Genomic DNA, 14,028 nt, shown 5'->3' with positions numbered 1-14,028 from the left:
GGACTCTGTGATCACGTACATCATCAGGCGTCTGTTAGCGGCGGTCCTGCTGCTCTTCATCGTCAGCGCCGCCGTCTTCTCGATCTTCTATCTGGTTCCGCGGCTCGTCGGCGCGACCCCCGAGACGCTGGCGACCCGGTACGTCGGGCGGTCCGCGACCCCCGAGACGGTGAACCTGATCGCCCACAAGCTGGGCTTCTACGACCCGATCTGGGTGCAGTACGGCCGCTGGGTCAAGGGCATCTTCCTCGGCTCCGAGTACGACTACGGCAGCGGCACCGAGCAATGCCCGGCGCCCTGCTTCGGCTATTCCTTCATCACCCGCCAGCCGGTCTGGCCGGACCTGCTCGACCGGCTGCCGGTCACGCTCTCGCTGGCGGTCGGCGCCGCCACCCTCTGGGTCATCTTCGGCGTCGCGACCGGCGTGCTGTCCGCGCTGCGCCGTGGCTCCCTGCTCGACCGCGCCGCGATGGGCGTCTCGCTCGCCGGCGTCTCCATGCCGATCTTCTTCACCGGCCTGATCAGCCTGCTGGTCTTCAGCTACCAGCTCAAGTGGACGGCCGCCGGCGGCTCGTACACGCCGTTCACCGAGAATCCCGGCGACTGGTTCTACAGCCTGCTGCTGCCGTGGATCGTGCTCGCCTTCCAGTTCTCCGCGCAATATGCCCGGCTCACCCGGGCCGGCATGCTGGAGACGCTGGGCGAGGACTACATCCGTACGGCGCGCGCCAAGGGCCTGCCCGAACGGGCGGTGACCGTGCAGCACGGCCTGCGGGCCGCGCTCACCCCGCTGCTGACCATCTTCGGTCTCGACTTCGGCCTGCTGCTCGGCGGTGCCGTCCTCACCGAGCAGGTCTTCTCCCTGCCGGGCCTCGGCAAGTACGCGGTCGACGCGATCACCAACAACGACCTGCCGAAGGTGCTCGGCGTGACGATGATGGCCGCCCTGTTCGTGGTCGTCGCGAACCTGGTCGTGGACCTGCTCTACGCGGTCGTGGACCCGCGAGTGAGGATCAACTGATGGCGGCCGGCACGTTCCTCGAGGTCAAGGACCTCAAGATCTCGTTCCCCACCGACGACGGCCTGGTCAAGAGCGTCGACGGCCTGTCGTTCCAGCTGGAGCGCGGCAAGACGCTGGGCATCGTCGGCGAGTCCGGCTCCGGCAAGTCGGTCACCAGCCTCGGCATCCTCGGCCTGCACAACAAGCGCAACGCCCAGGTGTCCGGCGAGATCTGGCTGGACGGCGACGAGCTCGTGAGCGCCGGCGCCGAGACCGTACGCGCCCTGCGCGGCAACAAGATGGCGATGATCTTCCAGGACCCGCTGTCCGCGATGCACCCGTTCTACACGATCGGGCACCAGATCATCGAGGCGTACCGGGTGCACCACAAGGTCTCCAAGAAGGTCGCGCGCAAGCACGCGATCGACATGCTGGGCCGGGTCGGCATCCCGCAGCCGGAGCGCCGGGTCGACGACTACCCGCACCAGTTCTCCGGCGGCATGCGCCAGCGCGCGATGATCGCCATGGCGCTGGTGAACGACCCGCAGCTGCTCATCGCCGACGAGCCGACCACCGCGCTGGACGTGACGGTCCAGGCGCAGATTCTCGACCTCATGCACAAGCTGCAGGAGGAGTTCAACTCGGCGCTCATCGTCATCACGCACGACCTGGGCGTGGTGGCCGAGCTGGCCGACGACGTGCTGGTCATGTACGGCGGCCGCTGCATCGAGTACGGCACCGCCCGGACGATCTTCGAGCAGCCGGAACACCCGTACACCTGGGGTCTGCTGGGTTCGATGCCGCGCATCGACCGGCCGAACCTGGACCGGCTGGTGCCCATCCCGGGCCTGCCGCCGTCCCTGATCAACCTGCCCACGGGGTGCGCGTTCCATCCGCGGTGCGCCTACGAGCCGCGCACCGGAGGGCTGGGCCGGAGCCTGTCGCCCGAACTCGCCGGCTCCGGGCAGCCCGGGCACCTGGTGCGGTGCCACCTGCCCACCGACGAGCGTCAGCGGATCTGGCGCGAAGACGTGAAGCCCAAGCTGGAGGCGCAGTGACCGACCAAGGTGCCACGGCGGAGCAGGCCGACGCCGTGCGGTTGAGTGACCCCGTACCCGACGACGTGATCCTGCGGGAGCGCGCCGACAAGGGCGACCCGCTGCTGTCCGTCAAGGGCCTGGAGAAGCACTTCCCGATCGTCAAGGGTCTGCTGCGCCGCCAGGTCGGCGCGGTCCGGGCGGTCGACGGCGTCACGTTCGACGTCTACCGGGGCGAGACCCTCGGCCTGGTCGGCGAGTCCGGCTGCGGCAAGACCACGACCGGCCGCCTGCTCACCCGGCTGGTGGAACCGACCGGCGGCTCGATCGACTTCGACGGCCGGGACATCGCCCACCTGCGCCAGGGCAAGCTGCGCCCGCTGCGGCGGGACATGCAGATGATCTTCCAGGACCCGTTCTCGTCACTGAACCCGCGGCACACCGTCGGCACGATCGTCGGCGCACCGTTCCGCATCCAGAACGTCAAGACCGAGCACGGCATCAAGCGCGCGGTCCAGGACCTGCTCAAGCTGGTCGGCCTCAGCCCCGAGCACTACAACCGCTACCCGCACGAGTTCTCCGGCGGTCAGCGGCAGCGCATCGGCATCGCCCGTACGCTGGCGCTGCGGCCGAAGTTGATCGTCGCCGACGAGCCGGTGTCGGCGCTCGACGTGTCGATCCAGGCGCAGGTCGTCAACCTGCTCGACGACATCCAGCGCGAGTTCGACCTCACGTACGTGTTCATCGCGCACGACCTGTCGGTGGTCCGGCACATCTCGGACCGGGTCGCCGTCATGTACCTCGGCAAGGTCGTCGAGATCGCCGACCGTGACGACCTGTACACCAGGCCGCGACACCCGTACACGGTCGCCCTGATGTCGGCCGTCCCGGTCCCGGACCCGGCGCGCCGCGACCGGGCCCAGCGCGAGCGGGTCCTGCTGACCGGCGACGTGCCGAGCCCGATCAACCCGCCGTCGGGGTGCCGCTTCCGGACCCGCTGCTGGAAGGCGCAGGAGATCTGCGCCACCGAGGAACCGCCGCTGCTGCCGCGCCTCGGTGACGCCGCCTCCCACCAGACGGCCTGCCACTTCCCGATCGACGACGCCGAAGAGGTCGCCGGCCGGTCGAGCAGGGCCACGGCCTGATCAAGATCAAAATCTGGATGTCGTAGCTCGGTGGGTGGTGCGGACCGCAACTCCCGTCGAGGCCGGGCGCGGGCAGCCGAGGAGCTGACGCTCCAGAGCAGCTACCCGCGCCCTTCATTCTGCGTGAGTGGTCACTGAGCCCAGGTGATCTGCGGTGACGGGTAGAAGTTCACGTCCCGCAGCGTCCACCGCGGGCCGTACGCTCCGAGCCGGGCCGAGAACGACGCCCAGTCGTGCGTCGACGCGGGCGACCAGCCCAGCTCGGCGATGCCCGCCAGGCGCGGGAACGCCATGAACTCGATGTCGTCCAGGGAACGCAGCGTCTCCGACCACAGTGGCGCCTCCACGCCGAGGATCGCGCTCTCGCCCACGCCGGCCAGCCGGGTCGCCGGCTCCCAGTCGTACGCCGTCCGCACCTCGATGTAGCCGGCCCACGACAGGCCCAGCGGGGTGCTCGGGTCGTACTTCATGTCGAGGTACGCCTGGTTCGCCGGGGACATGACCACCTTCGTGCCCCGGGTGACGGCGGCGGCGACCGTCGGGTTGGTCGTGTCGGTGTTCCAGTACTGCGCGACCGCGGCGGAGGCGGCGGGTGCCTTGGTGATCTCGTTCCAGCCGTACGCGGTCTTGCCGTACTTGGCGACCAGGGGCAGGACCCGCTGCTCGAACGCGATGTAGTCGGCCTCCGGCGTCGCGTGCGCCTCGTCGCCGCCGACGTGCAGGTACAGCCCCGGCGTCATCGCCGCCAGCTCCCGGATGACGTCCTCGACGAACCGGTACGTCGTCTCCGAGCCGATGCACAGCGAGCTGTAGCCGACCTCGGTGTCCGTACGCGGCGGCGGCGCCACCCCGTCGCAGGTCAGCTCGGGGTACGCCACCTGCGCGGCGTTCACGTGACCCGGCATGTCGATCTCCGGCACGATCGTCACGTAGCGCGCGGCCGCGTACGCGACGATCTCGCGGTATTGATCCTTCGTGAGGAAGCCGGGGCCCTCGCCGTCGACGCCGGTGCCCGCACCGCCGCTGACGGTGGTGAGCTTGGGCCAGCTGTCGATCTGGATGCGCCACCCCTGGTCGTCCGAGAGGTGCAGGTGCAGGTAGTTCACCTTGAACCGGCTGATCTCGTCGACGTACGCCTTGATCTCGTCGGGCGTGTGGAAGTGCCGCGCCTCGTCGAGGAACGCGCCGCGGTACGCGTACCGCGGGTAGTCGACGATGCTCCCGCCCGCGATCCGCCACACCCGGCGCACCGGGGTCGGCGAGTCGATCTCCTTCGGCAGGAGCTGGAGCAGGGTGCGTGTCCCGGCGTAGAGGCCGGCGGGCTTGTTCGCGCGCACGGTGATCGACGCGGCGCCCACGGACATCCGGTATCCCTCGTCGCCGAGCCGGGCGTCGTCAGCGCCCAGCAGCAGGGCGATCGTCGGCACGAACCGGGGGCTCACGGGCACGACGGGCAGCTTGTAGCCGGTCGCGGGCCGCAGCTCCCGGGCGAACCGCTCCCCGACCGCCCGCGACTCCGGGGAGCCGGGCTGGGTGCGGATGATGGTCGCCGGCCCGAGCCGGAACGTCGTGCCGGCGAACTGGGTCACCTCGACCGGCGCGGGGATGACGCTGCTCAGCGCGGGGAGGTCGGAGCTCGCCCCGGAGCGCCCGGCCAGCGCGGCGGGAGGCGCGGCGGGCTGCGCGGAGGCGGCGGTCGGGGTGGCGACCAGGGGCAGGCCCAGCGCTGCCGCGGCGAGCAGGCGGGACATCACGGGTTTGGCCATGCCTCAAGCTACATAGCGAGCCGTCTATCTGTGAAGCTTCCTGGCAATCAACCTTCGGGCCGGTTGAGGATGCCGGTCGCCACGGTGTGCACGGCGTCCAGGCCGGCCGCGTCGGCGAGCGGCGCCCTGGCCCCGGTGACCGTGTACCACTCGTCGGCGTCCTTGTACTGCGCGCGGACCACGACCTGGCCGCCGGAGAGTTCGGTCCGCAGCGTGACGTCGCCGGTGATGACGCCGACCTCGTCGGTCATGACCCCACCCTGCCCGGTGACGATGTCCGAGGTCCGGCTGTCGCCCGCCGAAGCGCCGCCCGCCGGGGTCGCCGCGGGGGTCGCCGCCGGGATCGCCGCGGCGGCGGTAGCGGGGTCGGCCGCGGGCGCATCGGCCGCGCGCGCATCGGCTGGTGGCGCGCTGGTCGGTGGTGCGCTGGTCGGTGGCGCGGCGGCTGCGGGAGCCGCCGCGGGAGCCGCCGCGGTGGCAGCCGGGTCCGCGGTGGCCGGCTCGGTCGCAGCAGGCTCGGTGGCAGCAGGTTCGGCGGCGGGGCCGGTGGTTCCGGGACTGGTGGGCGACGTCATCGGCACTTCTCCAGCATGTCGGTCAGCGCGGACTTCTCCGCGGTGGTCACGGTCAGCTTCCACTTGCTCTTCACCGCGACCCAGTCCTGGGCGTACTGGCACCAGGAGGCGGTGCGTTCGGGCTTCCAGGTCGACGGGTCCTGATCTCCCTTTGACCTGTTGGAGGCCGCCGAAACCGCCACGAGCTGCGGATCGTCGAGATCGTTGGCGAAATCGCCGCGGCGGTCCGTGGTCCAGGTCGCCGCGCCCGAGCGCCAGGCGTTGGCCAGCGGGACCATGTGGTCGATGTCCACCTTCGCCGGGTCGGTGATCTTGTCGCCGTCGTACGCGCTGACCCACGTGCCCGCGACGACGTTGCAGCCGGAGACCTTGACCTTGGTGCCGTCGCGCTTGAGCACCGTGTCGCGGACGTCGCAGTTGCTGCCGGCGCTGCGCCAGTGCGGGAACTTCTCGCGGCTGTAGCCACGCATGGAGCCGGCCTTGGCGACGGTGAGCTCGGCCAGGCGCTTGCGGGCCTCGTCGCCGGTGCGGGTCGAGCTGGTGCCCTTCGACGCGGTCGAGGTGGCACCGGGTTCGGTGACCGTCACCTCGCAGCCGGCGACGGCGAAGGAGGCGAGGAGGGCGGCGGCGACGTGGAGGGTCCATCGAGGAGCGCTGTGTGGGGGCACGAATAAATCGTATGCAACGTACGCCCGTTTCGCGCATGTCGTTATTCGTGCCGGAAACGTTCCGCGCGCCGCCCGGGTGACCCGGGCGGCGCGCGGCGCGGCGACGGCGGTCTCTTCTGGAGGAACCGCGCCGGTGGACGCCGCCGGCTCGTGGCCGGCGGCGTCGGCGTCCGAGGGACCGGGTCAGCGCACCCGGTTCACGGCGCTGGTCACGGCCTTCACGGAGGCGGTGACGATGTTGGCGTCCAGGCCGACGCCCCAGACCGTACGGCCGTTGATCTCGCACTCGACGTAGGCGGCCGCCTGGGCGTCCTCGCCCGAGGTCAGCGCGTGCTCGGCGTAGTCGAGCACCCGCACCTTGATCGCGAGCGGCTCCAGGGCCTGCACGTACGCGTCGATCGGGCCGTTTCCGACGCCGACGATCGGCCGGCGGGTGCCGCGGTGGCGGACCTCGGCGTCGATCTCCACCTTGCCGTCGACCGTGGCGGTGGAGTAGCGCTCGAGGTCGACGATGCCGAACTGCTGGTGGTCCACGAGGTACTCGGTCGCGAAGATGTCCCACATCTGCTGCGGGCCGACCTCGCCGCCCTCCGCGTCGGTGACGTGCTGCACCACGCCGGAGAACTCGATCTGCAGCCGCCGCGGCAGGTCGAGCTTGTGCTCCTCCTTCATGATGTACGCCACGCCGCCCTTGCCGGACTGCGAGTTGACCCGGATGACCGCCTCGTACGTGCGGCCCACGTCCTTCGGGTCGATCGGCAGGTACGGCACGCCCCAGGTGAACTTGTCCACCTCGACGCCGGCCTCGGACGCGTCGTCCTGCAGGGCGCTCAGGCCCTTCTTGATCGCGTCCTGGTGGGAGCCGGAGAACGCCGTGTAGACCAGGTCGCCCACGTACGGGTGGCGCTCGTGCACCGGCAGCTGGTTGCAGTACTCGACCGCGCGCTTGACCTCGTCGATGTCCGAGAAGTCGATCATCGGGTCGACGCCCTGCGAGAACAGGTTCAGGCCCAGCGTCACCAGGTCGACGTTGCCCGTCCGCTCGCCGTTGCCGAACAGGCAGCCCTCGACGCGGTCGGCGCCGGCCAGCACGCCCAGCTCGGCGGCGGCCACGGCCGTGCCGCGGTCGTTGTGCGGGTGCAGGCTGAGGATGATGCTCTCGCGGCGGGGCAGGTGGCGGTGCATCCACTCGATGCTGTCCGCGTACACGTTGGGGGTGGCCATCTCGACGGTCGCCGGCAGGTTGATGATCAGCGGGCGGTCCGGGGTGGGGTCGATCACGTCGATGACCGCGGAGCAGACCTCCAGGGCGTAGTCGAGCTCGGTGCCCGTGTACGACTCCGGCGAGTACTCGTAGAAGATCTCGGTGTCCGGGGTGTGGATCTCCGCGTACTTCTGGCAGAGCCGGGCCCCGGTCGTGGCGATGTCGGTGATGCCGGCCCGGTCCAGGCCGAAGACGACCCGGCGCTGCAGCGTCGAGGTCGAGTTGTAGAAGTGCACGATGGCGCGCTTGGCGCCGCGGATCGACTCGAACGTGCGGTCGATCAGGTGCTCGCGGCACTGGACCAGCACCTGGATGGTCACGTCGTCCGGGATCAGGTCCTGCTCGATGAGCTGGCGGACGAAGTCGAAGTCGGTCTGGCTGGCGGCCGGGAAGCCGACCTCGATCTCCTTGTAGCCCATCGCGACGAGCAGGCTGAACATGCGCCGCTTGCGCTCGGGGGACATCGGGTCGATCAGGGCCTGGTTGCCGTCGCGCAGATCCACCGCGCACCACCGCGGGGCGGCCTCGATGCGCCGGGCGGGCCACTGGCGGTCGGGCAGATCGACGGCGAACTGTTGCTGGTACGGCTGGTAACGCTCGAACGGCATCCGGCTGGGACGCTGCCGGGCGATCGGATCTTCTGCGGTTACGTCGCTGGACATGCGGGTCTCCTGTTGGAGTTGGTCAGTTCACGAGGACCGACCGGCGCGCGTCAACTCCGCGACGAGGTGCCGGCCTCGGATGGGGCCTCGTCGCGGCAGCGAAGGAGGAGCGCGTTCCACATGTCGACGTCACCCTACGTGGTGGATCGGACCGTTGCTAACTGTACGCCCGAATCGTGGGACGGAACCGGTGGCGTGTGCTGCTTCACGCGGATGGGGACGGCCGCCCCACGATCGCCGGCGCCTCCGTGGACGGCGTCAGGGCCGGGGGCGTGGTGGGCGGCGGGGAGGCGATGCCCAGCGGGTCGCCGCCGGCCACCGGGCCGGGCAGGGCCACGGACGGGGGCGGTGCCGCGGCCGTACCCGAAATGGTCAGGGTCCCGAACTTGAGCCGGGCCGCCGTGAGCAGGCCGTCGTCCGCGTAGCAGTAGATGCCGACGTCGACGGGCGCGGACAGCGAGGCGGAGATCGTGTCCACCGAGAAGCAGGTGCCGGTCGAGCCGGGCAGCGGCTGCGCGGCGCTCACCGACAACGCCGCCTGGCGATCGGTGAACACGGGCAGCCACTGGCGGAACACCCGCTGGATCTTCGGGTCGTACCTCTTCGGCACCGCCCTGCCCCGGTCGGCGACCCGGATGCAGAACGGCGCGACCGGGTTCGTGGCCGACGGGATGGCGCACTGGAAGACGCCCGCCTCGGTCTCGGCGATCGACACGTCGGTCGTGCCGCCGAGGGCGCCGCCGGGGATGTCCACCCGCCAGCTCCCGTCGGTGGCGACCGTGGCCATGATCGATCGCTGCGGCCGGCCCTGCGCGACGAAGGTGTAGAGCGCCGCGAACCGGTGGTCCGACGCCAGCGCCGCCCGGGCGGCCAGCTGGACGCGCGCGTCGTCGGGCGCCGGCGGGGCGGACGCCGGTCCGGACGGCTGTCCCGCGGGTGCCGCATCACCGCAGGCTGCGGCGCTGCCGGTGAGGAGAACGGCGGCCAGCGCGAAGAGGGCACGCGAGGCGGGGCGGGAGCGCATCGAGACATTCTCGCCTCTCTTCCCCCGTACGGGTCGTTGCGTCTCTTACGGCGTGTCGCGGGCCGGATCGGACCGCCGTGTCATGGTCCACAGGCCGGATTCTGGGATCGCCTGTCAGCGACCGGCACGCGCGCCGCTAGTGTGGTCAGCGATTGACTCGACCGACGCCGCCGGCCGGAAGCCCGGCGGCGTCGGCACGTGCGGCGTGGGAAGGAGTCGGCTGCCGTGGCCCTGGTGGTGCAGAAGTACGGCGGTTCGTCCGTGGCCGATGCCGAGCGCATCAAGCGCGTGGCGGAGCGGATCGTGGCGGCCCGCAAGGCAGGTGACGACGTGGTCGTCGTGGTGTCCGCGATGGGCGACACCACGGACAACCTCCTCGACCTGGCCAATCAGGTGAGCCCGCTGCCCCCGGGCCGGGAGCTGGACATGCTCCTGACCGCGGGCGAGCGCATCTCGATGGCCCTGCTGGCGATGGCGATCCACAACCTGGGCTACGAGGCCCGGTCGTACACCGGTTCCCAGGCCGGCGTGCTCACCACGTCGGTGCACGGCAAGGCCCGGATCATCGATGTCACCCCGGGCCGGCTGCGGACCGCGCTGGACGAGGGCGCGATCGCGATCGTGGCCGGCTTCCAGGGCGTGTCCCAGGACACCAAGGACATCACCACGCTGGGCCGCGGCGGCTCGGACACCACCGCGGTCGCGCTGGCCGCGGCGTTGCACGCCGACGTCTGCGAGATCTACACCGACGTGGACGGCGTGTTCACCGCCGACCCGCGGATCGTCCCGAACGCGCGCCACATCAAGCAGATCACGTACGAGGAGATGCTCGAGCTGGCCGCCGGCGGGGCGAAGGTGCTGATGTTGCGATGCGTGGAGTACGCGCGCCGGTTCGGTGTGCCGATCCACGTACGCTCGTCGTACTCGAACAAGCCCGGCACTGTCGTCACGGGATCGATGGAGGACCCGAACGTGGAACAAGCGCTGATCACCGGGGTCGCCCACGAGCGGAGCGAAGCCAAGATCACCATCGTCGGCGTGCCCGACGAGCCCGGCGCGGCCGGCCGCATCTTCGAGACGGTGGCCCAGGCCGAGATCAACATCGACATGATCGTGCAGAACGTGTCGACCGAGGGCACCGGGCGTACGGACATCTCGTTCACGCTGCCCAAGGCCGACGGGCACACCGCGATGGCGGCGCTGGACCGGATCAAGGACCAGATCAAGTTCAAGAGCCTGCTCTTCGACGACCACGTGGGCAAGGTGTCGCTGATCGGCGCCGGCATGCGCTCGCACCCGGGCGTCGCCGCCTCCTTCTTCGCCTGCATCGGCGAGGCCGGCGTCAACATCGAGATGATCTCCACCTCGGAGATCCGGGTCTCGGTGATCTGCCGCGACAGCGACCTCGACACCGCGGTCCGCGCCGTGCACGACACCTTCGAGCTGGGCGGCACCGAGACCGCCGTCGTCTACGCGGGCACCGGCCGGTAACGACCGGATGGGGTCGCGGCAGCCCACCCTCGCCGTCGTCGGAGCCACCGGCTCCGTCGGCACGGTGATGCGTGAGCTGCTCACGTCCCGCCGCAACGTCTGGGGCGAGATCCGGCTGATCGCGTCGGCCCGCTCGGCCGGCAAGCAGCTGTCCTGCCGCGGCGAGCAGCTCACGGTCCAGGAGCTCACCCCGGACGTCTTCGACGGCGTCGACGTGGCGATGTTCGACGTCCCCGACGACGTCTCCCTCGCCTGGGCGCCGATCGCGGTCGCCCGCGGCGCGACGGTGGTCGACAACTCGTCGGCGTACCGGATGGAACCGGACGTCCCGCTCGTCGTCCCCGAGGTCAACCGGGAAGCCCTCGACTACCGCCCGCGCGGCATCGTGGCGAACGCCAACTGCACCACCATGGCCATGATCATGGCGATCGCCCCGCTGCACCGCGAGTACGGCCTGCGCGAACTCGTCCTCGCGTCGTACCAGGCGGTCTCGGGCGCCGGCCAGATCGGCGTGGACACCCTCCACGACCAGCTCAGCAAGGTCGCCGGCGACCGCGCGCTGGGCTCACGCCCCGGCAACGTCCGCCAGGCGGTCGGCGACGACCTCGGCCCCTTCCCGGCCCCGCTGGCCCTCAACGTGGTCCCCTGGTCCGGCGACCTCGCCGCGGACGGCTGGTCCTCCGAGGAACTCAAACTCCGCAACGAGTCCCGCAAGATCCTGGCGCTGCCGTCCCTCAAGGTCTCGGCCACCTGCGTCCGGGTCCCGGTGGTGACCGGCCACTCGATCGCGGTCCACGCGGTCTTCGGCTCGGAACTCAACGCCGAAGAGGCCCGCCAGGTCCTCCGCAACGCCCCGGGCGTCATCCTGGTCGACGACCCGCAAGCCGGCGAATTCCCCATGCCGATCGACGCGGTCGGCACGGACCCCTCCTGGGTGGGCCGCATCCGCCGCGCCCTCGACGACCCCCGCGCCCTCGACCTCTTCATCACCGGCGACAACATGCGCAAGGGCGCGGCGCTGAACACGGTGGAGATCGCGGAACTCCTGGCGGCGGAGATCGCCAAGTCTCAGGGCTGAGTTCAGGCGAGTTTCACCTCCACGCCGCCGGAGAACGGGCTGTCGTGCAGCTCCAGCTCGGTGAGCTTCGTCGCCTTGGGCACGTCGAAGATCAGCTTGCCCTTCACCGTGTTGCCGGGGTTGATCTCATTGAGGAAGGTGCTGGTGTCCTCATTCGCGTACAGCTCCGCGGCACCGTCGTTCGAATACTCCGTGCCGGCGGCGTCCATGGCCTTCTGCGAGGAGCCGTCGAAGAGCTGAGCCTCCTTACCGATGTTCTTCACGGTGACGCTGACGAGGCAGAACTTCCCCTGCGCCTTCTTGTTCAGATAGGCGCTGCCCACCTTCGACTTCGAACAGTCCAGCTTGGTGACGGTGAACTCGAACTTGCCGTCGCGTACGGGATCGCCGAGGCCGGGAGCCTTCTTCTCCGGCTTCTTCGCCTCGGGAGCCTCGGTCGCGCCCTTGGCCACAGGCGCGCCGTCGGTCCCGGCTTTGCCGGTGGCGGGGATGCCCACCACGTTCGCGGCACCGTCCGGCTTGTCGCCGTTGCTGGCGAGGGCGGCGACGGCACCTCCGATACAGCAGAGGCCGAGGAAACCTCCGACGATGCCGAGCACGAGTTTCGTGTTGTTCTTCTTCGGCGGCGCTCCGGGCGCGGCGAATGCGGGGTAGCCGGGTGCTCCCCCCGGCGGAGGACCGTACCCCGGCGGAGGACCGTAGCCGGGATTGACGGGGGGCTGCTTCGGGTCGGGGGGTGGGTATGACATGCCGGGACTCCTGCGGGCCGGATCGTGGGAGCGCGACCCGGACTCCGGTCCATCGATCCGGTCGCCCGCCCACTCTCGACGCAGCGATGGTGAAAGGGGAGGCCTCCGTCGCCGATCGAGTCGATCGTGGACGGAGTCAAGATGATCGGTGTCTGTTCCTGATCATCGGACCCCAGGAGAGATCTGTTCGGGCGTACCGCTCTGTGCGATGGGTCTGGACACAGAGTCAGATCGATGAGCCTCAGGGCCGGACGGTCGTTCTCTGCTCGTTCGCCCGTCCATGTCCGGAGATCTCAGGCATCTGAAAACTTCCTCGAATTAATCGTTGAAGTTTCTTTACAGATAGCCTCTCATCTAGTTAGGTCAATCTCACCCCCCATCCCCGGATTCCGGAACGGTGATCTATGCCCAGAAAACGGCTCCTGGCGATCATGGCCACGATCGGCGTCGCCTTCGCTGGTGCGGCTGCCGCGGTCATCCCCATGACGGCTTCGCAGGCTGCGGAGGCCTGCGCTGCGGCGTACAACAACAGTGCGGTCTACACCGGTGGTGCGAAGGTCTCGTACAACAGTCACAACTGGACCGCGAAGTGGTGGACGCAGTACGAGGCGCCCAGCACCGGTGGGTCCGGGGTGTGGCAGGACAACGGGACGTGCGGTGGCGGCTCCGGCGGCGGGAACACCGGCGGCGGGTCGAGCTGCAACTACCCGAACTGGGCGGCGGGCACGTGGTACCCGGCCGGGTCGATCGTGAAGTACACGAACGGGAACTACTACCGCGCGAAGAACGAGAATCCCGGGTACGACCCGGTCATCAGCACCTGGTACTGGGAGCCGTTCGCGTGCGGCGGCGGTGGCGGCGACACGGGCGGTGGCAACCCCGGCGGCGGTTCGGGCAGCTTCCCCGTCAGTGAGGCGCAGTTCAACCAGATGTTCCCGAACCGGATCCCGTTCTACTCGTACGCGGGCCTGATCGACGCCGTGAAGAAGTACCCCGCGTTCACCACGACGGGCAGTGACACGGTCAAGAAGCAGGAGGCCGCGGCGTTCCTCGCGAACGTCAACCACGAGTCCGGCGGGCTGGTCTACGTCGAGGAGATCAACCAGGCGAACTGGCCGCTCTACTGTGACCGGAGCCAGCCGTACGGGTGCCCGGCCGGGCAGTCCGCGTACCACGGGCGCGGGCCGATCCAGCTGAGCTGGAACTTCAACTACAAGGCGGCCGGTGACGCGCTCGGCATCGACCTGCTCAACAACCCGGACCGGGTCAAGAACGAGGCGTCGGTCGCCTACCAGACCGCCGTCTGGTACTGGATGACCCAGCGCGGCCCGGGCACGATGACCCCGCACGACGCGATGGTCAACAGCCGCGGCTTCGGCGAGACGATCCGCAGCATCAACGGCTCGCTCGAGTGCAACGGCGGCAACCCCGCGCAGGTGCAGAGCCGGGTGGACGCGTACAACCGGTTCACCTCGATCCTGGGTGTGGCCCCGGGCGGAAACCTCTACTGCTGAAAACCATGACGGGGGTACGGCCGCTGCGGCCGTACCCCCGTCGTTCTTTCCGGCG

Annotated in this window: 12 protein-coding genes; 6 read left to right on the top strand and 6 right to left on the bottom strand. The window is 69.9% G+C overall.

What is annotated here, in order from left to right; translation table 11 throughout:
* The first annotated feature begins 7 nt into the window (after positions 1-7).
* The 3 genes from CLV70_RS17380 (at position 8) to CLV70_RS17370 (ending at position 3,182) form a co-directional block, all read left to right on the top strand.
* On the top strand, positions 8-1,021 hold the full coding sequence (locus CLV70_RS17380; RefSeq protein ID WP_106127548.1) for an ABC transporter permease: 1,014 nt from the start codon (positions 8-10) through the stop codon (positions 1,019-1,021).
* Positions 1,021-2,058 (top strand): ABC transporter ATP-binding protein, encoded by a 1,038-nt coding sequence (locus CLV70_RS17375; protein ID WP_106127547.1) that lies wholly within the window; start codon positions 1,021-1,023, stop codon positions 2,056-2,058. Before CLV70_RS17380 ends, CLV70_RS17375 begins: the two co-directional genes overlap by 1 nt.
* Before the next feature lie 71 nt (positions 2,059-2,129).
* The gene (locus CLV70_RS17370) at positions 2,130-3,182 is read left to right on the top strand and encodes an ABC transporter ATP-binding protein (RefSeq protein ID WP_211303801.1); all 1,053 of its coding nucleotides are present in this window, start codon (positions 2,130-2,132) and stop codon (positions 3,180-3,182) included.
* Positions 3,183-3,313: 131 nt separating this feature from the next.
* On the opposite strand, the gene CLV70_RS17365 is transcribed toward CLV70_RS17370, so the two are convergent.
* The 5 genes from CLV70_RS17365 to CLV70_RS17345 form a co-directional block, all read right to left on the bottom strand.
* Entirely contained in the window at positions 3,314-4,948 is a 1,635-nt protein-coding gene (locus CLV70_RS17365) for a beta-N-acetylhexosaminidase (RefSeq protein WP_211303794.1), read from the bottom strand.
* Positions 4,949-4,995: 47 nt separating this feature from the next.
* Complete coding sequence (locus tag CLV70_RS41065; protein ID WP_245908284.1) at positions 4,996-5,523, bottom strand: hypothetical protein; 528 nt, start codon at positions 5,521-5,523, stop codon at positions 4,996-4,998.
* Positions 5,520-6,191: an HNH endonuclease family protein gene (locus CLV70_RS17355; protein ID WP_106127544.1), complete on the bottom strand. Its 672-nt coding sequence runs from the start codon at positions 6,189-6,191 to the stop codon at positions 5,520-5,522. Before CLV70_RS17355 ends, CLV70_RS41065 begins: the two co-directional genes overlap by 4 nt.
* 183 nt (positions 6,192-6,374) lie before the next feature.
* Positions 6,375-8,117: a 2-isopropylmalate synthase gene (gene leuA / locus CLV70_RS17350; RefSeq protein ID WP_106127543.1), complete on the bottom strand. Its 1,743-nt coding sequence runs from the start codon at positions 8,115-8,117 to the stop codon at positions 6,375-6,377.
* Positions 8,118-8,322: 205 nt separating this feature from the next.
* Positions 8,323-9,141: a hypothetical protein gene (locus CLV70_RS17345; RefSeq protein WP_106127542.1), complete on the bottom strand. Its 819-nt coding sequence runs from the start codon at positions 9,139-9,141 to the stop codon at positions 8,323-8,325.
* A 225-nt stretch (positions 9,142-9,366) separates the two neighbouring features.
* On the opposite strand from CLV70_RS17345, the gene CLV70_RS17340 reads away from it, so the two are divergent.
* Both CLV70_RS17340 and CLV70_RS17335 read left to right on the top strand, forming a co-directional pair.
* Entirely contained in the window at positions 9,367-10,632 is a 1,266-nt protein-coding gene (locus CLV70_RS17340) for an aspartate kinase (RefSeq protein WP_106127541.1), read from the top strand.
* 7 nt (positions 10,633-10,639) lie between these two features.
* The gene (locus CLV70_RS17335) at positions 10,640-11,710 is read left to right on the top strand and encodes an aspartate-semialdehyde dehydrogenase (RefSeq protein ID WP_106127540.1); all 1,071 of its coding nucleotides are present in this window, start codon (positions 10,640-10,642) and stop codon (positions 11,708-11,710) included.
* Between the two features lie 2 nt (positions 11,711-11,712).
* Here CLV70_RS17335 and CLV70_RS17330 read toward each other — a convergent pair whose 3' ends face one another.
* A complete protein-coding gene (locus CLV70_RS17330; RefSeq protein WP_106127539.1) occupies positions 11,713-12,459 on the bottom strand; it encodes a DUF4352 domain-containing protein in 747 nt (248 codons plus the stop codon).
* Positions 12,460-12,863: 404 nt separating this feature from the next.
* Here CLV70_RS17330 and CLV70_RS17325 point away from each other — a divergent pair, with 404 nt between their 5' ends.
* A complete protein-coding gene (locus CLV70_RS17325) occupies positions 12,864-13,973 on the top strand; it encodes a glycoside hydrolase family 19 protein (RefSeq protein WP_106127538.1) in 1,110 nt (369 codons plus the stop codon).
* Positions 13,974-14,028 lie beyond the last annotated feature (55 nt).

Origin of the sequence: Pseudosporangium ferrugineum (assembly GCF_003002065.1) — a bacterium.
GTDB classification, from domain to species: Bacteria; Actinomycetota; Actinomycetes; order Mycobacteriales; family Micromonosporaceae; genus Actinoplanes; species Actinoplanes ferrugineus_A.
The sequence above is the reverse complement of the archived record's forward strand: the minus strand, read 5'-3'. Positions and strand labels throughout refer to the sequence as shown.

Excerpts from the sequence above, each read along its gene's own strand:
- CLV70_RS17375 (WP_106127547.1), top strand. The coding sequence starts at position 1,021 with ATGGCGGCCGGCACGTTCCTCGAGGTCAAGGACCTCAAGATCTCGTTC.
- CLV70_RS17365 (WP_211303794.1), bottom strand. The coding sequence starts at position 4,948 with ATGGCCAAACCCGTGATGTCCCGCCTGCTCGCCGCGGCAGCGCTGGGC.
- CLV70_RS41065 (WP_245908284.1), bottom strand. The coding sequence starts at position 5,523 with ATGACGTCGCCCACCAGTCCCGGAACCACCGGCCCCGCCGCCGAACCT.
- leuA (WP_106127543.1), bottom strand. The coding sequence starts at position 8,117 with ATGTCCAGCGACGTAACCGCAGAAGATCCGATCGCCCGGCAGCGTCCC.
- CLV70_RS17345 (WP_106127542.1), bottom strand. The coding sequence starts at position 9,141 with ATGCGCTCCCGCCCCGCCTCGCGTGCCCTCTTCGCGCTGGCCGCCGTT.
- CLV70_RS17335 (WP_106127540.1), top strand. The coding sequence starts at position 10,640 with ATGGGGTCGCGGCAGCCCACCCTCGCCGTCGTCGGAGCCACCGGCTCC.
- CLV70_RS17330 (WP_106127539.1), bottom strand. The coding sequence starts at position 12,459 with ATGTCATACCCACCCCCCGACCCGAAGCAGCCCCCCGTCAATCCCGGC.
- CLV70_RS17325 (WP_106127538.1), top strand. The coding sequence starts at position 12,864 with ATGCCCAGAAAACGGCTCCTGGCGATCATGGCCACGATCGGCGTCGCC.